Below are 19,131 nucleotides of genomic sequence, written 5' to 3' on the forward strand. Positions count from 1 at the left end.
GCGGCTATGATGCACGCGGGCGGTCGGGTTCCACATGATGGCTTCCAAGGTTGGTGTCGCAACCCCTCGGAATCATATCGAAACCCGATCGTCCACCATTACGAGACCGTTCTGACACAGCCTCTAAGAGCGATCTTGATAGATGACATAACCTTTTGAGCAACAACGTCATCATCAGCGAAAATAATGAAGTCATCAACATATCGACGAAATTCATAATTTATCTTAAAGTTCAAGCTATCCTTTCTAAGGTTCTCAATGGCTCTTTTGTCTACTTCGCTCAAAATTAGCTCAGCAAAAATACGACTAACTTCCGCACCCACGCAAATCCCGTTGGTTTCATTATAATTTACGGACTGCATCAGTTTATCGAACGCGTTACTAAATCCTGCGACAGAAGTGTTGTCCTTGGCGGTTGCAACGTCCGCCGTGGCCCAGAATAATGTATGGGTGTATATGCTGTTGAAGCATTTAGAGATGTCAGCGAAATACATGACGGCATATTTCTTTTCCAACCGCATATAATCGGTTGAATTGAAAAATTTGTATATTCGATCATACCCTGAATATGCAAAATAAGATGCCGGATTTGAGACTGTATTTTCTAGATTTGTTGTATCTATTCCTGCGCCTTTCAGCTTATTTTTTTCTGATCCGCGACCTCTGACAAAAAATAGGCTGCCCACCTTTCGAGGTGAACGAATAGAAGCATCCGACTTGCGACAAAAATAGGCGATCAAATTTCCGTATTCGCGATAGAAATTGGCCACTTCTATTTGACCGGAAGGATGCATCAGGCTCAACTTCCTCGGTGATCCGTTTGGTCTTAGTATGTTATAGCGATACGGAATTGTATAAGGCCGCGCCCTTTTGAGCAGTCGGTCAATAAATTCTTGATAATGACCGTTGGCATGAGGGATAGCCTTGATATTCTTATAAAAGCCATCGTTCGAGACTACTATGGGCACGTCGCCGGGCAACGTGTCAGTCACGAGAGCGCGAGCATGATCGTTAGGGTGAATGTTGCCTTTTGCTATGACTGATTTACGCATAAAACCAACATCCAGTCAGATGAGCTAATCTTTTTGGGTCAAAAGAGAAAAACCTCTTCTTTATGTGACCATGAACGAAGCTCAATCGGATCACCTCTTTTTCCTGAACCGGCCCAAGGGCTGGGAACAGTTTATTTTTCGGAGTTGATGAAATTATGGAGTTTCGGAGGAATTTATCTAATGCCCTAAGACCACCTGACGAGGGTTCCGTTATGAGTGGGTAATTAAAATACACACCTGAATTTCTTTTAGCTCCAGTTACCCGATCTTCGAAGCTAAAATTACTCGTCAAAAGCCGAACCCTGTCTCGCAAATCGGCAAAATTATTATCAGCTTTATACTGTATTAGAGACTTGGCTATCCGAGTTTTTATTTTATTCACTTTCGACGGAGCCAAATCCAACTTCACTTCTCGCCGGATTTTATTATCGCTGCCACGAAACGCGCAGCTCACAGCGAAGTGATAACCAAGAAAATCGAAGCTATGCTCATCCGAAGGCATCTTCGCGCCGTTAAATTGCCCGAAGGCATAACAACGTGACTTTTCGTTGAACCTCAGCCCCTTTGGAAGCGCAGCTTCGATATGCACTTTAAATGGCTGCTCATCCTCTCGACCATCAGTGATGATAATGATGTCATCCACAAACCGCGAATAATACCAGACCCCGGTCGTGCTTGAGGCGATGCGGTCAAATTTTCGCATCAGATACTCTGACAAAGTTGCGCTAATCGCCATGCCGCGCGGTAAACCAGCAACCCCTAACTTCCCCAGATCAGCGAATAGAGACGATAACGCCCTCACCGACTGTCCTGAAAATGCGAGGTCTCTCTCAAGCATTTTCAAAACATCGTCGATGGGGACAGTCTCATAAAATGACTTCACATCGAATTTATAAACTCGGAAGCTAGTCCCTTCCGACCCTAATTTTTTTATGCAGTTCACTATAAACTGTCTGTCATCTTGTTTAACGCCGGTAATCCGCCGGATATTACTCGTAATGTGCCGGAGGACTAATTGGGGAGCCAGCCCATCAATCTGATATATCGACTTACCGCGAAGATCGGATGATTTGATCGCAACTCCGTCGAACCCAGAACAGCCAAGCCTCACCGCGTCATTCACTACCTGCTTGAGGGTATCCGGCGTCAGTAAGGTTGGGTCTTTTATGAAATCGGCCGATCTAAATTGCCGTGTAATCGACTTCGGATGTATCGTCGGATCGTGCATCTACTGAATAGCCCCTCGCTCGCCAGCCTTGGGCAAGCGACTTCTCCCTGTCCGTCCCCTGCACTCGCTTTTACTGGCGCTGCGCGGATCACTAGGCAACAGATTTCCTTCCTCTTAGGGTAAATCTATAAGCGCTCCAAAACCGCTACCGGGCAAATTGATAGGGGGATATCGAAGCTCCGTGTGGCGGAGCGAGACGAAAAACGCTTGCAACGGGTGCAAGCGTTTTTCGTGTTTGCGGAGGTCATCAATCGTGAAGCAGCCTGTGAAGCTTCAAGTGCGAGAGATCGAGGTCGTAAGAAACGTTCGTGACAGCGTCTACTAAGACATCGGCGTCGAGGCCGCTGCCATAGCGCCGCCCGATTTTCTTACCCCGCGTCCAACCGCACAACTCATCCTTTTTCTCTTCCGGCACATCGGCCCGGTCCAACGCGCGCTTGAAGGTATGGCGAAATGAATGAAACGACAGCAGTGGTCGTCTATCCCCCAATCCGAAATGCTGGAGGTCACTTCGATACCATTTGGCGAAGCAGGAACTTGCATCGCCATATTTGTTAATCGGCACCTCTGGGAACAAGGTTTCCTCCGCCCGACTGCGCCGCCGTTCTACCCAGTCCAGCAAACCGATCTCCACCAGCGCAGGATGAACGGGAATTTCTCGCTCGGCGTTCCTGTTTTTCAGCTTCATGTCCTTCGTCAAAACGATGAAAGGTGTGCCAGTCTCGGAGACGCGGAAGTGCGACGGCGTTAGCTGCAAGATTTCGCCGCAGCGAAGGCCGGAAAAGAGGCCGATTACGGGTGCCCAATAGCGGGCACGGCGGATAATGGCGTCTCCCGGTTCGCTGAACCCGTGGCGATCATTACGGCAGCCGCTATATATGGGCCGCTGAAAGATGCGTTGCAGCTCATCATCCTCGAATGGCATCTTCGCGACAGAGCCGTCGGGCTTCTTGCCATTAGGCATCAACCCGTCTGCATAGTTTTTGGCGATATGGTCATGGCCGCTTGCCCAGCCGCAGAAGCGTGATAGCTGGCTCAAATATTTCTCTTGCGTTGCATACGACAGCACCGGGCTGTTCGGGGATCGGCTGGCAGCGATTGAACGAAGATCGGCTCCGCCTCGGATCAAATCCTCAAAATTGGGGGGCAGTTTGTCGATCACTTCGGCGAAGCCCTCGCAGGCAGCCTTGGTCAACGTCGCCAATCGGGTATCCGAACCAAAGAACGCCAATATATGCTTCATTTCCGCGCGATAGCGATCTTTGGTCTTCTCAGATTGCCCCTTGCGGAAGAGGGCGTCCAGATATGCCTGCTGCACTTCGCCGAAAGTAGGTCCGCTCCGCGCGGGCAGTGATGGCGAATAGACTGGGGAGGCTGCAACAGGCTCCAGAAACGCGGCATCATCAAACCCCTTGGAATAGTCCCCGTCTAAGTGGCGACGCTCCATCTGGGCAATCTGCAAAGCGGCGCGGCGAACCAGTTGCCGCAGCAACTGCGCTTCCGGCGATAGGAACTCAGCACGCATCCCAGCCTTGCTCAGCAGGTCAGCTTCGATTGATTGCACCACCCGCATTGTTCCGATGTCTTCGGCAGAACGAAACATTGCGATGCGGTCTTCGATCTCCATCATATATTCATCTCGGCGCTGGGCATCCATCGCCTCATCGGGAGGCAAGGCGTCCAATTCCGACCGTGCCGCCAACAGGTAATCTCGCGCCAGTCGCCGGGCATCCAAATTGGTCAGCAAGGGCAGAGAGGGATCGGTCGGCCGAGCCGGGGCGGAAATGCGCGACGGGACGATTAGCCCCTGCTCTCTCGCCGCAGAATGGCTGATCCGCTCATGTCCCTCATGGATTTCACGTTCAGCGGCCTGAACCGCGAGATGATATTTGCGCTCATGCTGGCGCGCAGGCTCTCCGGCGTCTTTCCACGCGGACACCCCCAGCGACTTGTTGTAATCCGACCGGCCCAGATGCGCGGCTACGTCATCGGGAAAGCGCCTGCGATAATAGAGATTTCGGCTGCCCGCCCGTTCAACGACATATGGCGGTTTTGGCATGTCTTCCATGGCCCTGTGTTACACATTGGTGTAGCAAAGAGGCAAGAAAAGCCGCAGATTTCCGCCGATTGGCAGAAATCCGCAGGTTTTGGGAAAATTGGTGGAGCCGAGGGGGATCGAACCCTCTGCTTTTGCAGGCCAATGAAGTCCGGTTTTTTCTTCCAATAAACATATGTTTTTGCTATGTTTTTCTCATATTCGTTGTTCAGGATTGTTCACTGCCGTCCAAATTCATTCACCGATGTTCATGCAGAAATTAGGTGGAAAATTAGGTGGAAATTAGGTGGGAAATTAGGTGGCTCAGAATGCTCCTCCGACAACGCGCCTGACATGAGGAAACGATGGGAAGAGCAATTCATAAACTGAGCCCGAGGCGCCTTGAGGGCCTGAAAAAGCCAGGCTGGTATGGCGACGGAGGTGGCCTGTGGCTGCGGATCGAAGCCGATCTGACAAAGCGATGGATATTCGTCTGGGTTCGCAACAAGAAGCGGCGCGAGATTGGTCTGGGACCTTTTCGTGATTTCACACTGAATGATGCCCGAGAAATGGCGTACGCAGCCAGAAAGATCATCAAAGAGGGTGGCGACCCTCTAAAAATGAGGATGGAAGTCGCCGAGGAGGCGAGAAGGGAAGCCGCGGTCGAGCAAGCATCCGAAAGCCCTGCCCTAACCCCGACATTTCTCGCCTGCGCCAAGGACTATATTGCCGCGCATGAGGATGGCTGGAGCAACGCAAAACACCGCTGGCAATGGCTCAATTCGCTGACCAAGCACGTTAAACCTATCCTGGAGAAACCTGTAGACACGATCACCGAAGACGACCTGGTGGAGGTACTCAAGCCGATATGGAATGTGATTCCCGATACGGCTGGGCGCGTGCGCGGTCGGATCGAGACCATCCTTGATGCCGCCAAGGCAAGCAAGCATATCGCCAGCCCATGGGAAAATCCCGCGCGCTGGAAGGGCAATCTGATCCATCGCCTTCCCAAGCGGAGGCGCATGTCGAAGGGCCACTACGCCGCCATATCTTATGAAGACATGCCGGCTTTTTTCGCTGCGTTGAAGGAGAGGCCGGCGCCAGCGGCTCGCGCGCTGGAACTCACGATTCTTTGCGCTACCCGCACGAGTGAAACGCTCGGCATGCAATGGAAAGAGGTCGATCTGAAGAGTGGAATCTGGACGGTACCAGCGGTGCGCATGAAGATGCGTATTATGCATCGCATCCCGCTCAGCGATGCGGCTTCCGACATCCTCAAGGCCATGACCTCAGGGAAAACCATCGATCCGGACGATTTTGTCTTCCCAGGCCAAAAGCCGGAAAAGCCGCTATCGCAAATGGCGATGACGATGGTCATGCGACGGATGGATCTGGGTCATTTCACGGTCCACGGCATGCGCAGTTCGTTCCGCGACTATATGGGAGACATGACCGAGCACGCCGAAACCGTCATCGAGCATGCCCTTGCCCATCAGGTCGGTGACTCGACGGTTCGGGCCTATCGTCGAAAGGACGCCTTCGACAAACGTAAGACAGTGATGGCGGATTGGGCCAACTACCTGCTCTCCGATCAGGTCAAATCCGACGTACAGGACGAGGATGTGCGGGCAGCCGCTTGAGATACAGAGCATGGACTCGTTCTCCGAATCGCCCAAATTGGCCGATTCCCAATGGAGCAGACATGCTTACTCTTGGGTCAGGTCACTGTCCGCGAATTCGCGCGTGACGGTCGACAAACGCTTCCAGGCTACGTGTGATGATGAGCGTGGACCCTGGACTGCCGCGATTCAATATGGCGCCGGTCAGTTCCAGTCCTCTTCGCGCAAGCGATAGCGCTCCAGTTCCATTGCGTCGTAAAGGATGCGTCCAATCTCCAGGACATCGGGATTGGTAGCTCGAAAGAGGATGAAATGGCGCGGACGACGGACGGCCCCGACGTCGGTCCGTGCCCGCTCACGACTGAGTCGCAGATGCCAGGTGCGCGCATCTTTCCCCAATTCGGGACGGTCAACCGCACCAGGCCGATCAGGCTCGACCGCGATATCCTGGATGGCGGTTGCGAGCAGCACTTCGTAACGCTCGCGCGCTGCGTCGCCGAAGCGGGCCTGCGTCCATTCCAATATGTCGATGATGTCGGCTTGCGCCGAGGCAGACAGCCGATAGCGCGCCATTTATTGCGCCACGCGCGCCCGCTTCTTCGCTTGCCGACCCAAACCCGCAATGAATTCGCCGAGTTGATGCTCTTCAACATCGACAAAGCGGCCTGCATCGAGGTCATCCCACCCGGTTTGCGCCGCCTTTTTCAAGGCATCGAGCCTTGCGGCGTCTTCGGCAGCGTTTCGTTCGACCAGGCGGAGCCCCTCACGCAGGACTTCGCTCGCGTTCTGGTAGCGTCCAGAGCGAACCAGCGAATCCACGAGTTCAGTCTGATGGTCGGTCAGCACCACATTGCGAGTCGGCATTTACGGTATCTCCTCCGGCGATGAGGTCATAACATCTTATGGCAGATTATGCCAATAGGTGCGATTTTTACTCGCCATAGCTGTCGGTCCTACAGCCCAATTGCACCGTACCAAGGTCCCAGTCAGTCGGGCTATGAGGCAGAATAGCCCTGGAGTTTGGACGGTTCGGAGCCGAGCGAACTATGAATTTCCGCAGGTTTTCAGCAAAACTCGGCAATCGAAGGCAGGCCGCACGGCAGCGATACACTGTTACGCCGGGGCCCGGTCAAGCCGCCTCCGACAACGGCTTGCCTTCGCTGCCTTCGCGATCGGTCACGGGGGCCTCTGGGTCTTCACGGTCCACGGCATGCACAGTTCGTTCCGCGACTATATGGGAGACATGACCGAGCACGCCGAAACCGTCATCGAGCATGCCCTTGCCCATCAGGTCGGTGACTCAACGGTTCGGGCCGATCGTCGAAAGGACGCCTTCGACAAACGTAAGACAGTGATGGCGGATTGGGCCAACTACCTGCTCTCCGGTCAGGTCAAATCCGAAATGCAGGACGAGGATGTGCGGGCAGCCGCTTGAGATACCGAGCATGGACTCATTCTCCGAATCGCCGAAATTGGCCGATTCGCGATGGAACGGACATGCTTACTCTTGGGTCAGGTCACTGTCCGCGAATCCGCGCGTGACGGTCGACAAACGCCTCCAGGCTACGTGTGGTGATGAGCGTGGAGCCATCGATCTTGACCGTCTCCAACTCGCCCCGTTGAATCAGATGATAAACCTTCGTCCGGCAGACGCCCAGCATCTGCACGGCCACCGGGATACGTACGCAAAGCGGGTGAATTGTGATGTCTCGTTGCCGCGCAGGGTCCGCTCGACCAGTCCTATGTGCCGGGTCAGCGACCTGAGCGGGTGCGTCTCCGCGCGCTCGCGGGGACAGTGCAACATTCACCGGGCGCCGAAGCAACCTGTTCAGGGCCCGATCGCCCGATTCGTCGCGACCATCAGCGCGAGACATGGTCATCTTTCTGACCGAATACCTCTGCGCCGAATCGCCGGATAAGCTTCGAAGCGACAAGGGAGGCGTATTTGCGCTGCCGCCACGCTGTGGGGCTATGGTAGATTCCGACCGCTTTCCAATAATTGCCGGTGGCGTTCAAAGCGGATGTGAAAATCCACCGCGCCGCCTCAGCATTGAAACAGGGATCGTAGCGCAGCCAGCGGCGAACCTGGGAAGGTGGTCGGGCAAGCATCTCCGCCAACTTTGCTACCCACCAACTGTTGATCTGAAGCGGACCAAGGTCGTGGCTTCCATCCGAGTTCCGGATTTCAGCGCCGATCCATCCTCCCTCCTGGTCTCGCAGGCCCCAGAGCGTTTTCTCCAGCCAGGTCTGCCCCCGCGCCGCTTGGCGAATGCAGCGAGCGATCTCTATCTCACCGTTGGACGAAAGTTGTCCGTCAGAAGCAATGGCTGCCTCTGACGATACCATGGCGAGGCAGATGGAGGTCATGGCAAAGCTGCGCCTAGCGATCGATGCCATGTTGGCCCTCCCGCTCCTGGTCAGCTGGCTTTTGCTCGATTCGCTCTGTGGATTGATCATCCCGAGGCGCCAGGAAGGACTGGAGATGCCGGTCCAGACGCTCCACACCTGAGCGCGCTCTCTCGGCAAGCTTTTCGGCCAGCCCTCCCTTGCTTCGCGAACGGCGATTGAGTTGACGTTCCAGCTGCTGGTCTCTGCGAACCTGCCTATGACGCTCTTGCTCGTCTCGAAGGTACGCGATTCGTTCTTCGTGGCGCGCGGACAATGCCCGGTTGTGATCCCGATCCAACCGCCCGAGACCTTCCAGTGAAGAGGTCTTCTCGCCCGAGCGCTGTACCAGCTTGTCGATCAGCTTCTCCGGGTCTTCAGTCCAAAGCTTCACGCCGAAGCGGGCGCGCGTGATGGCCGTATAATAATTCTGGCCATTGACCAGCGGCGAGCCGACAGGGGCAAGGACGTAGACCCTGTCATAGGTCTTCGATTGCGAGGAATAGACGGTCTCGCCGTAACCATGATCCCAGGTCTTGTGACGCGACAGATCGATTTTCTGTAGCCGGCCATTGCGGTCCCAGCGCACAGTCGCGTGATCGCCGTCTAACTTTTCGACCGTTCCCCTTTCCGCATTTTTGAGCTTGAGGTCCTTGGAGACGAGCCGCCACTGGATGCGGTCTCCCGCCGCAAGCTCTCTCGCCTCCTCGACGAACACGTTCACCTGCGCGGCCTTGCTGGTCCGTGGGTCCCAGCGATGGACCTGTCCCTGCTCGTCGATCAGCCGAACATATTGTCGGCCCTGCGCATCCCTTCCGATTCCGATCACGCGATATTCGCCATTCCGGGCGAGTCCCGCTCCTGCCTGATCCCGGCTGAACTGCACGACCTGGCCACCGGAGTAGAAGCGGGCTAGCCGCTTTTCCTGATCGCTGTGACCGGCCGGCGTAAGGATCGAGAGCCTGCTATCTTCGGCGGCGATGACCCCCTCGCGCTTCAGCGTTTCGCGGACCTGGCTGTTGACGATGAGGCGTGTGGCGTTGTCGAGCACAAGAATATTGGTCGAGGCGCGGCTCTTCGGCTTAAGGCGGGTCCATTCGGCCACGAGTCCCTTGGCGAGTTCCTCGCTGTCCGTTCCACTTACAACCTTGTCGAGTGCGCCAACGGACGCCTCGTAATCCGCTGCGCGCGCCGCCGTCACGGCGGCTTTCATCGCCTCCGTTTCCTGGCGCCGGGTTTCGGTAAGGTCGGCTGTCGCCATGCCGAGCCTCTGCATGAGCCAGAAAGATTTCCCCTGTTCGATCGCGCCGGTCTGCTTATTGTCTCCCATCAGGATCAAGCGCGCGCCGGTCGCCCGGCTGAGTTCAAGAACCCGCATCGCTTGCCGATTTCCCAGCTGTCCGGCTTCATCGAGGACCAGCACATGATCGGAACCCAAGCCATGGCCGCCGCCTGCGAGCAAGCTGGCAACGGTTCGCGACTTGATCTTTGCCTTGACCCCCAATTCCGCCGCGGCGGAAGATGTAGGAGCCAAAGCTAGAAACGTCTTCTCAGGCCCTGCCGCTGACCTCAGCCAACCGACAAGCGTTGATTTGCCTGATCCCGCGACCCCGGTGATGCCAGTGATCCGATCATGGGACAGCGCCATATGGACCATGGCCTGTTCCTGCTCCGGGGAAAGCCCTGCGCCTTCCAGTGTCTTGAGCAGTCGATCGGCTGTCGTGACGGGACGCGAGTCGCCAAACCCCAATGCCAGATGCTGGGAGAGCGACTGTTCGAATCGGGCCGATCGCCGGCTGGTGCGGCCCCGGTTCAGTAGGTCATCGCCTGTTTGCTCGCGAGTCGCGAGGAGCTTCCGGCGCTCCTCATGATGCGTGACGAGAGGCCGGACATCGGCAAATCGAACTTCGCCAACATGGGAAGCAAGAGCCGCCCTATAGTGTCGGCCGAGGGCGTTGACGGCTTCCCGCCCTTCCGGCTGCCTGATCCCAAACAAGGCAGCCCGAGCAGCATCGCTAGGTTCAATCACTATTTCTCGCTCACCCGCCTCCTCTACCCTTTCCTGCAACGACGAGATCGCTTTCTCATGCGGGAGCAGCCTTTTGCGCCATTGCTCATGCAACTCTTCGAGGCCCACTTTCATTTTCGCGCCGCGAGTCGCGTAGAAGGATTTGCGGCGCTCGGCCTGACCAGTCAGGCCGTGCTCGCGGGCATGGTCATCAATCTGCTTGGCGCGCTGCGACATTTCGTTGATGAGGCTGCGGGGCACCCCGGAAATCTCAAAGAGTCCCCGGCGGGGATCAAATTTGATCTCATAGCCGAGTTCACGAAGACCATGAGCAAGCTGGTTCCGGTAAATCTGGCCGCTGGTCATCTGCTCGGCATACATGGCGCGGCTTTCAAGGCTGACGATGCGCTCGTCCCCCTCCCGATTCGTCATGTTGAGAATGACGACATGGGTGTGGAGGTGTGGGTCGAGCTCGCGACTCGCATGCTCGGTGAACCGTGCCCAGAGCAGTCTTCCTGTCGTTTCATGGGCTATCTCTTTGCCAGCCCGTCGGCGAAGCTGCGCATGCTCCTCAAGATAGGCGAGCGCGACATCGACGGCCCGCTCATGAGCCTGGACGATGCGATCGTCTCCGACAGCAAGAGCCATGATCGAGACCGATTTCGGCGCGCTGATCGCGAAATCCCATCCGGGATGATGCTCGATGCCGTCGGCGCGATGACGGCCAAGCTGCTGCCCAGCGACTTTCCCAGAGAGCAGATCGCGCAGGGTCTTGGCATCGACCTCGCCAGTAAGACCGAGGTCGCCTGCAAGGCTCCCACCCCAGGCCGAACTCTCGGCATCGCCCTTCGTATAATAGTCGCCGATCGTATAGTAGCGGGCGATGTTTCCCGGCGATCCGGAAAGCCGACGGGGATGCATCATGCTGGCCTCGCCTCGTCTCGGTCGCCCGATGCTCGACCATGTTGCTGCAGGCGAAAGCCGCTGGTTGGCCCGAGCAGTGGAGGCGGACCGGCTGGAGGTTCAACGGCAGTCTCCTCACGGTCACGATCTGACGGCTGCGGCGTAGGGTCGACCATATTTTCCGCATCAGCTTTCTGCGGCGTTGATGCCTCAAGGGACAGTTGAGGTTCGGTCTCGCCTTTCTGCTTGGTCGGGCGATGGGATCGTCGCCCATCCAGCTTCCCACCCTCGGGCGGGCTTACAACGAACCGCACCGGCGGTGTCATCTTCTCAGCAAATGCCGGTTCGATTGTTGGGAGCGCGTTATATCGGTCGGCAAAGCGCACGACCGGCAGGTTCCGGCCGAAACGCAGGAAGCCGGCAAGGTTCGGGAGATTGGTCACCTCGGTATGCATGACCAGCGGCCGGGTCACCTGCATGCGCGAAAGATTGACGCCATCGCGCATGTCGTTGACGCCGTAGGACATGCCTTCATTCGCCTCCACCTGCTCCACCTGCCCGAGATTTTCGGAAACATGCTTGGCGGTGGGAGTGTCGTTCGCGCGCAGCGCCACCCAGGTCGAGCAATAGCCGGTGATGGCGGCGGCGTCCTGGATACCGTAGGTCGCCTCCAGTTGGGGGTAGGACTGGAACCCCAATATACCGCACCCACCATATTTGCGGGCACGGGCCAGAAAGTCGCTCAGGGACGGCAGTTTCTGGAGGGTCGGAAGCTCGTCGATGACGCAATAGAGGCGCCGCTTGCGGTCGGGTGGAAGGCTCATGATCGCGCTGATCGCGATGTCGAGCCAGACCGTCACCAGGGGTCTGAGCGAAGGCAACTGGTCGGCCTTCACGGTAATGAAGAGCCAGCTATCGTCCTCCTCATTGGCGACCCAGTCACGGATCGAGAAGCCGTCGGCGGTGTCGTCGAGATAGGAGAAACTCCGCATGACGGAGGCGAGTTCGGCGCGAATGCCCGCCGAAGTCCGGTCCCCTTCCATGGAGATGAAGGCGGCCGCATCGGTACCCTCGGCAAAGGCCGCCAGGTTCTTCAGAGGACTCCGCAAGATCGTGTCGAGGAGCGTGGAGACCAGCATGCGATCGCTGCGCGCGAGCTTACGGAATACCGCCACCAGTGTTCCACGCGCCGCCTTCGCCCAGAAGGGATCGCCACCTTTTTCAGGGATCGTCGATTCCGCGATCTGGTCATAATGATAGTCCCTCGGGACATCGACCCAGGGCGACCAGCAGTCCGCCCGCGCATCGAGCGGGTTGAGCAAAATATCGTGTCCGGGCCTGTAGAATTTTTCAACGAAGGTCCCGGCCGTGTCATAGACGATGGCGCGTTTTCGCTCGCGTCTCATGCCGGCCAGCATCTTGAGAATGATGTTCGTCTTGCCGGTCCCCGGCGCACCACAGATCAGAATATGTTCCGCCTCGAAAGCGTCGGGCACCGGCACCCCCCCGATCGAGAAGCTCCCTTTTCTCGTCCGCCAAAGGAGACGCCGAAGCTGCCGTGCGGTCCCGAATCGGGCGCCGCGCAGGAACTGGTTGGAGCCAAGTCCCCGCCCCGTCCGGGTGAAATAGAACCATGCCCAGACCAGCATCAGAAGCGCGAAGCCGCCGGAAAGCCCAGCGCCATAAAGAAGGTGATGCTCCATCGCCTGCATCGTCTTTTTGGCGATTGGCGATGCCAGCAATGCGTTCGAGCTGGTCCAATATTGACGGCCCGACGGCGTCCGAAACAGGAGTGGCGCACCTCCTGGCACATCGCTCTTCAAGGTGGCTTCAGCAATCTTGACCGCGACGAAGCGCTCATAGTCGCTGGATTTCTCCAGCACATACCAGACCATGCCGCCGATCCAAATGACGAGGCCCGCCAGCATGGTCTGAAAGAAGACCTGGGTGGTCATGCGGACATTGTGGACGATGGCCTGCCCACCCCGAGTCCACGACCCGAGAGTGTCGTTGCGGAATATGCTCATCGCCCACCCTCTTCAGGATCAATGAGGCCCCGTTCCAGAAGGAGCACGCGGGCATCGGCCATCCCTTTTTGGAGGATATCGGGGCGGCGGGTTCCGACCGAGGCGGCCAGGATGGCGAAGACCTGGATAAGGGTCGCGTGAACCTCGTCGAAGCGACCATGATAGCCACGAGCATCCATGCCCTCGAACCGATTGAGGATGTCGCGAACATAGTCGGGGACGGTCGTGTCGGAGGCGCGCGCGCCGACAACGAGGCGCTCATAGAGCGCGTCCTTGAACCTGATGGTGACCCTGGGCAAGCGCCGAACTCCTGTTCGACGTCTGACCGCAGTGATGAAGCTTGATCCTTATACGGCAGTAACGGGCTGATCTCAAACGATTATGTGCAAATTTGGGCGGCAGCCAAATAGTGCCAAGGTTGATCAAGAGGTTAGCCAGTCCAATCTGGGAAATGACTGCCAATCCGTGCCGCCCGGCGTCAATCAGTGCCAGTGCGGCTGACCGGAATGCATCACTGAAAGCCGCAGAAATCCTCGCGATTCGCACCCGCAGCACCCGTGCGTACGGTGCATTACAATACGGCCGGTGGCCGTGAGTATTTTCCTGCGCAGCGCCGCGCGCGCTGCGTTCCCTCGTGCCGGTAGGCGCGGGGCATTTTTGCGCGACGAATGTCCCATGGCCATTGCGACTGCCCGATGGAAGAGAGCCATTCTGAGCGATCAAGAAAGGAGGGAGGCCAGGCGGACGCCCGACCTCCCGAATTGAACTGATCATCGCGTCTGCGCGCTCAGTTTCGCATGCTCTTCATAGACGAGCCGGGCGGCCTCATCCGTTCGTTCGAGCGCGCGCAGCGTGTGATATCCGTTCGAGCGCGCGACCATTCGCGCTGCATCGCGAGCATCGTCCATCGCATCCTCATACTCGGCATCATATTCCCCGGTGATGACGAGATCGAGGGTCTCGTGGTCGATATAGCCTTTGTACCGCCCGGCGTAGGATTGCGCTTCATCGAGGTAATATTGGATCTCCTCGATGAGTGCGAAGCCGCGCGCCTGAGCGGCGAAATAATGCGGCTCGTGGCTGTGCACGATGCGGTCGAAGTCGGGTTCAGTCTGCATGATTTCCTCCTCTAAGTTGAAAGAGGTGTCCTGCTGGGCACGGGCTCCAAGCGACGGGGTCAAGGATCGCGAAGCGACCGCGTAGCGGCGGTGGGGGTCACGATTTTCTTTGGCGGCGCACCTATCAAGCGTCGGCGCGCCACGACCGCCCCGCCAAAGAAAATGGTGGGGCCCCGCCGTCCTTGAGGCCGGCGCTGTCCCCGTGGCACGATCGAAATTCTTGAGAGAGAGAAGGAGGCTTGCGAATCGGAGGCTCGATGCCTCCGATTCGCAAATGCGTGCCCCAAGTGATCCCTCTCGCTCTGCGAATCTCACCCCTGGGCGCTGGCCTTGGTCCGCGCGTAATGCGCCTATTGCAACCGGGGTGAATTCGGGCAACATTCGCCCCTGCGGGCAGACCATTGCTTTAAAGGAGCTATGGTAGTGCCAAAGATGACAGACCGGGAACGGCTTGCAGAGCTGGAGGCGCGGGAGCGGAAACTCGCGCAGGAGGTTCTGGGCGCCCGCCGCGCTTTGCGCGGCAAATATGCCTTGATGGTGGAAGATCTTCCCGTCGAGCAACTCAGTGAACGTGCCTTTCGCGATATAGTCGATCACGCGATCCGGGTCGGGGGAGAGAGGGCGATGGATGCGTTGCGGGCACTGGTTGCCGAGCGAGGCAACGGTCCTCCCGCGCCCAAGCCAACCCGAAGGGTTGTCCCAGCAGCGAGCACGGCGGAGCCGCGCGCAGCTGGCCAGGTTCAGCCTGGCTGAGCCTGCATCGGCGCGCGACGGGCGCGGACCCAAGGCGCGACGCGCCCTGTGTCTGCGTCCCTGAGCGCGCCGATCCTCTCCCTCGAGGCGAAAGAATGGGCGGCGGAGCCAGACGCTCTGCCGCCCATTTTCACTCGGGCCTTTGTTCTACCGCGTTGACCGCGCCTGATGCTGGTCTGCGATCGTTATGAAGTGCGCCGGGATGCCATGCTTTCGTACCTCACGGGCAAGATGGCTCTGAAGGCCCGACCCCTCGCAGACCACTGCTTCGACCGGGTTCAATCCGACCAGCTGCTCGTTGCGGGCAAAGCCGGCCCGCCTTCCAAGCCTGCGGTTGAGGTCGAACGCTATCACCTTGCAACCGCTGCGCGCCGCCCATGCGGTCGCTATCGCATCGCATCCCTTGTCCTGCGCTGTCGTCGCGAGGATCATCGTGGGAATTCGCGCCCGGATGCCGTCCAGTGTGCGATAGAGCAGGCGGTGATCCTCCCAGGTCTGACCTCCCGAAAAGATCACGACCGGCCCGTGCGGTGCCTTCAGGTCGATCTGGCGTTTGCGACGGGCGGCAAGGAAATCGGTGGCCGCGATGACCGAGGCCGTGCGCTTCGACGAGACCTGGGTTGCGCGCGGTGACGACCAGGCCTTGCCGGTCTCCGCGCGGTAGGTCTCGGCGGCATAGTCCCGCATGCAGGCGACGGCATCCTGGGTCTCGTCGAGTGAGTGGCAGAGCATCTGCGCTTCCTCAAGCTCGACCGCCCCGATCTCGCTGCCGTCGGCCTGCGCGATGAGGCGCTGGACGCTTTGCGCTGCCCCGTCGGCCTGCCTTTCGAGTTGGCTTGCCACCCTGTGAAAACTGTGAACGATGCCCCAGGCGATCTGGTCGGCTATCCCCTCGAGCCGCGTGTCGCGCAGGACATCGAACAGCGTGCGTACGACCATTTCCGTTGCCTGTGCAACCGCGTCGGCGTCGGGCATCGGCGCTTCACTCACCTCGTCTCCCGGGACGATGCGATAGCGATCAGTCGTTTCGACAAAGGCGTCGGCGAAACGGTCCAGCGCTGCTTCACGGCTCGTCATGTCAGTCATCGTAACCTCCTTCTTCATCAAGAGGCTCTCCTCCCTGCACGGGCTCCGAGCTGCGGGGTCAAGGATCGCGCAGCGACCGCGCAGCGGCGGTGGGGGTCACGATTTTCTTTGGCGGCGTACCTATCAAGCGTCAGCGCACCACGACCGCCCCGCCAAAGAAAATGGTGGGGCCCCGCCGTCCTTGAGGCCGCTGCGGTACCGTGCCACGATCAGAGATGTTGAGAGAGAGAAGGTGGCTTGCGACTCGGAGGCTCGACGCCTCCGATTCGCAAATGCGTGCCCCAAGCGATCGCTCTCGCTGTGGAAATCTCGCCCCGCAGCGCTCGCTTTGATCCGCCCACCATGCGCCTGTTGCAGCCGTCTCGAACCCCGTGGCGGCGTGGAGTGCATGAGCGATGAGGGTCCTCCCTGGATTGGGGAACGAAAAAAGGACCGACCGCGCATCGGCGGTCGATCCCTTGTCGTTTGCTCGGCATGCTGCTGCCCGTCACAATGGCGGCATATAGGCGTCATAGGGGTTGCCTTCGGCCAGGTGGCCAAAGGGCGTCATGATATAATCGCCGCCCTTCCTGCCGACGGCGCAAAGGACATATCGGGGTTCTCCGGTCGCTGCATCCTTGCATTCCATCAGCGCCAGATTTCCGTCGGCCGCCGCGCGCAAAAGCGTGTTGAAATTGCCCCTGAGATAGTCGGGGATCGCCATGACGGCCTCCCTCAATGAACACGGCGCCGGCGGCTGAGCGCCATCGCCACTTCGTCTGTCGACTGGTCAGCCTTGCGGAAGGCATGGATCGGGATGCCTGCTTGACGCAGCAGCTGATAGAGGTTCGCCTGGATGCCCGAGCCTTCACACAGGACCGCCTCAACTGGCGCCAGTTCGAGAATCTTCCGATTGCGGGTGAAGGCCGTTTTGCGGCCCGATCCGTAGAGGCCGTAGACGACGACCGGGATCCGATTTTCGGGACGCGCGGCCCATGCTGCCGCGATCTGGTCGACACCGCGCCTCTGGCCGGTGGTGACGAGCGTCATGTGCGGCACGCGGACCTTGATAGCGTCGAGCCGATCCCAGATCAGCTTCCAATCATGCCATTGGGAGGGTCCGGTGACGACCACGATCGGTCCCTCCGGCATATGCTTTTCGCGCGTTGCGAGCTTGCGGGCTCGGAGGAAATCGATGGCCGCGATCTGGCTTGCGCTCGAAGCTGACGACGCCCGTGTCCCGCGCGCGGGCGACCAGGGCCATCCCGACTGGGCGCGATACATTTCGGCGGCATAGTCGCGCATGCATTCGATCGCCTCGCGCTGCTCGGCGACCGACTGACAGAGGAGCTGCTTCTCCTCCAGTTCCTTCGTATAGACTTCGCTCACGTCAGGATTGCGGGCAAGTTTGCCGACTTCCTTTGCGATGGCATCTTCCTGGCGTTCCAGTTTCCCGGCGACAAAATGGAAGCTGTTGACGATCCCCCACGCAATGTCCGCGGTGAGCGGTTCGAGGCGGGTGCCAGCAAAGAGATCGAAGATGGTAGCGATGACGCCTCCACATTCTGCCTGGGCAGCGAAGGGCTCAGGCATCTGATGCTCCCCCGGTTCGTCGCCCGGTTCGACGATTGAGACCGTGAGCGGCTCGCCGAAGGCGGCACGAAATTCCGGAGTGGCGGTCATCTGGGCATAAAGGGTGGGAAGGTCAGCGAAACGGTCGACGCTCGCGCGGATGGCAGTGGCCATGGCACGTTCCTTTCATGATGATGGGAAGAGGAAGGACGCAAAAAGGCCGGGGAAGCATCGCGCTCCCCCGGCCCCGTTTATCCGATCGAACTCGTCAGTAAGGGATCTCGTCGTCGAGGTCCGACTGCGTCATGAGCGAGCCATCGGCACCGGCCGTGCTTTCACCAAAGCCCCCGCCAGCGCCATCGACGCCGGTCGGCCGTCCCGCATTTTGCCGCGCGCCGCCGAAGTCATCACGCATTTCGCGGCGACGCCAGGCAACGCGGTAGCCTTCGGCATCGGTGCCGAAGAGCGCGATTGGGAGCGGTTCGGCGAGGCTCGGATCGTCGATCGACCCTTGCAGGAAGCTCTCACCGGTCTTGTTGGCGGTCGCTTCCCAAAGGGCGCCGACCTGCACCCAGCGGCGACCGACATTGAGCGCAACGACCTCGAACACGGGTGCGCGCTCATGCATGCTCTGCACCGGGCGCAGACCGACCTTCGGCAGATCGATGGTGCGCGTGGCGATATGCCCCTGAAGACGACCGTTCACGGGCTTGATTTCACCGATATTCATGACTTCAACTCCTTGGATGATAGCGCTCTCGACCATTCGAAAGCGACACCTTCCAAAATCCTCTTCCTCTCTGGTCCCTGCCCTGGCCCCACACGCTGCCTTCTCATCAGGGCACACCCTCGCCCCCATGCCGCCCCTTCCGGCCCCGCGCTGAAACGCGTGATAAGAAACCGAATCGCAGCCTGCGAAATTCAGAGAGATTGAGGCCGGCAAGGCGGCCGTCGCGCGCGACAATGCAGAGGGGGAAAGAAGATCAACTGCGAACGCGCCGCAGAATCCAAGCGGAGGCCTTGCGAGCCTTGTCTATCCGAACGAAGTGGTGGCTGTCAGTCAGGTCTGCCGGAAAGAGCAATATGCGCTGAGCGCATATAGTGACCAAGTTCGACGCCGCCAGGGATCAGGTCGTCCACCAACGCCTTCATGTCGGTCAGATCCGACTCGGCTTTGAAAGGCCCGCCATCCTGGCTTTCGATCGCGAGAATACCGATGCACAGGGCCTTTTTGACCAGATGCAGGTCACGTCCTTGGAATTCAGCCATGAAGCACTCCTCTGCCCCGGATGCCCTGTGCTTCATAAACCTGTCCGTATCCCCGTTCGACTCCTTTCGCAGGGCGAGAGAATATCTGTCGGCGGAG

At 58.6% G+C, this 19,131-nt stretch carries 19 protein-coding genes; 3 read left to right on the forward strand and 16 right to left on the reverse strand.

The features are described from left to right. Positions 1-98: 98 nt before the first annotated feature. The 3 genes from drt3b to HHL26_RS19405 form a co-directional block, all read right to left on the reverse strand. On the reverse strand, positions 99-1,052 hold the full coding sequence (drt3b, locus tag HHL26_RS19395) for an antiviral reverse transcriptase Drt3b (protein WP_169576538.1): 954 nt from the start codon (positions 1,050-1,052) through the stop codon (positions 99-101). After that, positions 1,045-2,280: an antiviral reverse transcriptase Drt3a gene (drt3a, locus tag HHL26_RS19400; protein WP_066555451.1), complete on the reverse strand. Its 1,236-nt coding sequence runs from the start codon at positions 2,278-2,280 to the stop codon at positions 1,045-1,047. Before drt3a ends, drt3b begins: the two co-directional genes overlap by 8 nt. Positions 2,281-2,527: 247 nt before the next feature. Further along, positions 2,528-4,348 carry a tyrosine-type recombinase/integrase gene (locus tag HHL26_RS19405; RefSeq protein ID WP_066555449.1) on the reverse strand — a complete coding sequence of 607 codons (1,821 nt, stop codon included), beginning with the start codon at positions 4,346-4,348 and terminating at the stop codon, positions 2,528-2,530. Between the two features lie 332 nt (positions 4,349-4,680). Here HHL26_RS19405 and HHL26_RS19410 point away from each other — a divergent pair, with 332 nt between their 5' ends. Then, a complete protein-coding gene (locus tag HHL26_RS19410; RefSeq protein ID WP_169576540.1) occupies positions 4,681-5,955 on the forward strand; it encodes a site-specific integrase in 1,275 nt (424 codons plus the stop codon). Positions 5,956-6,138: 183 nt separating this feature from the next. On the opposite strand, the gene HHL26_RS19415 is transcribed toward HHL26_RS19410, so the two are convergent. Together HHL26_RS19415 and HHL26_RS19420 are read right to left on the reverse strand one after the other, a co-directional pair. Continuing rightward, entirely contained in the window at positions 6,139-6,507 is a 369-nt protein-coding gene (locus tag HHL26_RS19415) for a type II toxin-antitoxin system RelE/ParE family toxin (RefSeq protein WP_169576542.1), read from the reverse strand. Beyond that, on the reverse strand, positions 6,508-6,798 hold the full coding sequence (locus HHL26_RS19420; RefSeq protein WP_169576544.1) for a type II toxin-antitoxin system ParD family antitoxin: 291 nt from the start codon (positions 6,796-6,798) through the stop codon (positions 6,508-6,510). A gap of 379 nt (positions 6,799-7,177) precedes the next feature. Between HHL26_RS19420 and HHL26_RS19425 the strand changes: the two genes are divergently transcribed. Next, entirely contained in the window at positions 7,178-7,369 is a 192-nt protein-coding gene (locus HHL26_RS19425; RefSeq protein ID WP_169576546.1) for a hypothetical protein, read from the forward strand. 82 nt (positions 7,370-7,451) lie between these two features. Here the strand turns inward: HHL26_RS19425 and HHL26_RS24630 are convergent, their stop codons facing one another. The 6 genes from HHL26_RS24630 to HHL26_RS19455 form a co-directional block, all read right to left on the reverse strand. Continuing rightward, positions 7,452-7,814: a helix-turn-helix domain-containing protein gene (locus HHL26_RS24630; RefSeq protein ID WP_346765603.1), complete on the reverse strand. Its 363-nt coding sequence runs from the start codon at positions 7,812-7,814 to the stop codon at positions 7,452-7,454. Further along, complete coding sequence (locus HHL26_RS19435) at positions 7,795-8,301, reverse strand: lytic transglycosylase domain-containing protein (protein WP_346765604.1); 507 nt, start codon at positions 8,299-8,301, stop codon at positions 7,795-7,797. The genes HHL26_RS24630 and HHL26_RS19435 overlap by 20 nt, the downstream gene beginning before the upstream one ends. A gap of 13 nt (positions 8,302-8,314) precedes the next feature. Further along, positions 8,315-11,251, reverse strand: coding sequence for a MobF family relaxase (gene mobF, locus HHL26_RS19440; protein ID WP_169576548.1), 2,937 nt, complete (start codon positions 11,249-11,251; stop codon positions 8,315-8,317). Then, entirely contained in the window at positions 11,248-13,257 is a 2,010-nt protein-coding gene (locus HHL26_RS19445) for a type IV secretion system DNA-binding domain-containing protein (RefSeq protein WP_169576550.1), read from the reverse strand. Before HHL26_RS19445 ends, mobF begins: the two co-directional genes overlap by 4 nt. Next, complete coding sequence (locus HHL26_RS19450; RefSeq protein ID WP_169576552.1) at positions 13,254-13,556, reverse strand: hypothetical protein; 303 nt, start codon at positions 13,554-13,556, stop codon at positions 13,254-13,256. The genes HHL26_RS19445 and HHL26_RS19450 overlap by 4 nt, the downstream gene beginning before the upstream one ends. A gap of 471 nt (positions 13,557-14,027) precedes the next feature. Next, positions 14,028-14,375 carry a hypothetical protein gene (locus tag HHL26_RS19455; protein WP_169576553.1) on the reverse strand — a complete coding sequence of 116 codons (348 nt, stop codon included), beginning with the start codon at positions 14,373-14,375 and terminating at the stop codon, positions 14,028-14,030. 417 nt (positions 14,376-14,792) lie between these two features. Here HHL26_RS19455 and HHL26_RS19460 point away from each other — a divergent pair, with 417 nt between their 5' ends. After that, the gene (locus tag HHL26_RS19460) at positions 14,793-15,128 is read left to right on the forward strand and encodes a hypothetical protein (protein ID WP_240962520.1); all 336 of its coding nucleotides are present in this window, start codon (positions 14,793-14,795) and stop codon (positions 15,126-15,128) included. Between the two features lie 147 nt (positions 15,129-15,275). Here HHL26_RS19460 and HHL26_RS19465 read toward each other — a convergent pair whose 3' ends face one another. The 5 genes from HHL26_RS19465 to HHL26_RS19485 form a co-directional block, all read right to left on the reverse strand. Further along, positions 15,276-16,214, reverse strand: a complete 939-nt coding sequence (locus HHL26_RS19465) for a DUF2493 domain-containing protein (protein WP_240962521.1) — start codon at positions 16,212-16,214, stop codon at positions 15,276-15,278. 487 nt (positions 16,215-16,701) lie between these two features. Next, positions 16,702-16,917 carry a DUF6117 family protein gene (locus HHL26_RS19470; RefSeq protein ID WP_169576556.1) on the reverse strand — a complete coding sequence of 72 codons (216 nt, stop codon included), beginning with the start codon at positions 16,915-16,917 and terminating at the stop codon, positions 16,702-16,704. Between the two features lie 11 nt (positions 16,918-16,928). Beyond that, positions 16,929-17,939 (reverse strand): DUF2493 domain-containing protein, encoded by a 1,011-nt coding sequence (locus HHL26_RS19475; protein ID WP_169576557.1) that lies wholly within the window; start codon positions 17,937-17,939, stop codon positions 16,929-16,931. A gap of 94 nt (positions 17,940-18,033) precedes the next feature. After that, a complete protein-coding gene (locus HHL26_RS19480) occupies positions 18,034-18,495 on the reverse strand; it encodes a DUF736 domain-containing protein (protein WP_169576559.1) in 462 nt (153 codons plus the stop codon). 326 nt (positions 18,496-18,821) lie between these two features. Beyond that, entirely contained in the window at positions 18,822-19,034 is a 213-nt protein-coding gene (locus HHL26_RS19485; RefSeq protein WP_169576560.1) for a hypothetical protein, read from the reverse strand. Positions 19,035-19,131 lie beyond the last annotated feature (97 nt).

Origin of the sequence: Sphingobium sp. TB-6 (assembly GCF_012927365.1) — a bacterium.
Classification (GTDB): domain Bacteria; phylum Pseudomonadota; class Alphaproteobacteria; order Sphingomonadales; family Sphingomonadaceae; genus Sphingobium.

What these genes read in the sequence shown, in the direction of transcription:
- drt3b (WP_169576538.1), bottom strand. Translation starts at nt 1,052, where the DNA reads ATGCGTAAATCAGTCATAGCAAAAGGCAACATTCACCCTAACGATCAT.
- drt3a (WP_066555451.1), bottom strand. Translation starts at nt 2,280, where the DNA reads ATGCACGATCCGACGATACATCCGAAGTCGATTACACGGCAATTTAGA.
- HHL26_RS19405 (WP_066555449.1), bottom strand. Translation starts at nt 4,348, where the DNA reads ATGGAAGACATGCCAAAACCGCCATATGTCGTTGAACGGGCGGGCAGC.
- HHL26_RS19410 (WP_169576540.1), top strand. Translation starts at nt 4,681, where the DNA reads ATGGGAAGAGCAATTCATAAACTGAGCCCGAGGCGCCTTGAGGGCCTG.
- HHL26_RS19415 (WP_169576542.1), bottom strand. Translation starts at nt 6,507, where the DNA reads ATGGCGCGCTATCGGCTGTCTGCCTCGGCGCAAGCCGACATCATCGAC.
- HHL26_RS19420 (WP_169576544.1), bottom strand. Translation starts at nt 6,798, where the DNA reads ATGCCGACTCGCAATGTGGTGCTGACCGACCATCAGACTGAACTCGTG.
- HHL26_RS19425 (WP_169576546.1), top strand. Translation starts at nt 7,178, where the DNA reads ATGACCGAGCACGCCGAAACCGTCATCGAGCATGCCCTTGCCCATCAG.
- HHL26_RS24630 (WP_346765603.1), bottom strand. Translation starts at nt 7,814, where the DNA reads ATGACCATGTCTCGCGCTGATGGTCGCGACGAATCGGGCGATCGGGCC.
- HHL26_RS19435 (WP_346765604.1), bottom strand. Translation starts at nt 8,301, where the DNA reads ATGACCTCCATCTGCCTCGCCATGGTATCGTCAGAGGCAGCCATTGCT.
- mobF (WP_169576548.1), bottom strand. Translation starts at nt 11,251, where the DNA reads ATGATGCATCCCCGTCGGCTTTCCGGATCGCCGGGAAACATCGCCCGC.
- HHL26_RS19445 (WP_169576550.1), bottom strand. Translation starts at nt 13,257, where the DNA reads ATGAGCATATTCCGCAACGACACTCTCGGGTCGTGGACTCGGGGTGGG.
- HHL26_RS19455 (WP_169576553.1), bottom strand. Translation starts at nt 14,375, where the DNA reads ATGCAGACTGAACCCGACTTCGACCGCATCGTGCACAGCCACGAGCCG.
- HHL26_RS19460 (WP_240962520.1), top strand. Translation starts at nt 14,793, where the DNA reads ATGGTAGTGCCAAAGATGACAGACCGGGAACGGCTTGCAGAGCTGGAG.
- HHL26_RS19465 (WP_240962521.1), bottom strand. Translation starts at nt 16,214, where the DNA reads ATGACTGACATGACGAGCCGTGAAGCAGCGCTGGACCGTTTCGCCGAC.
- HHL26_RS19470 (WP_169576556.1), bottom strand. Translation starts at nt 16,917, where the DNA reads ATGGCGATCCCCGACTATCTCAGGGGCAATTTCAACACGCTTTTGCGC.
- HHL26_RS19475 (WP_169576557.1), bottom strand. Translation starts at nt 17,939, where the DNA reads ATGGCCACTGCCATCCGCGCGAGCGTCGACCGTTTCGCTGACCTTCCC.
- HHL26_RS19480 (WP_169576559.1), bottom strand. Translation starts at nt 18,495, where the DNA reads ATGAATATCGGTGAAATCAAGCCCGTGAACGGTCGTCTTCAGGGGCAT.
- HHL26_RS19485 (WP_169576560.1), bottom strand. Translation starts at nt 19,034, where the DNA reads ATGGCTGAATTCCAAGGACGTGACCTGCATCTGGTCAAAAAGGCCCTG.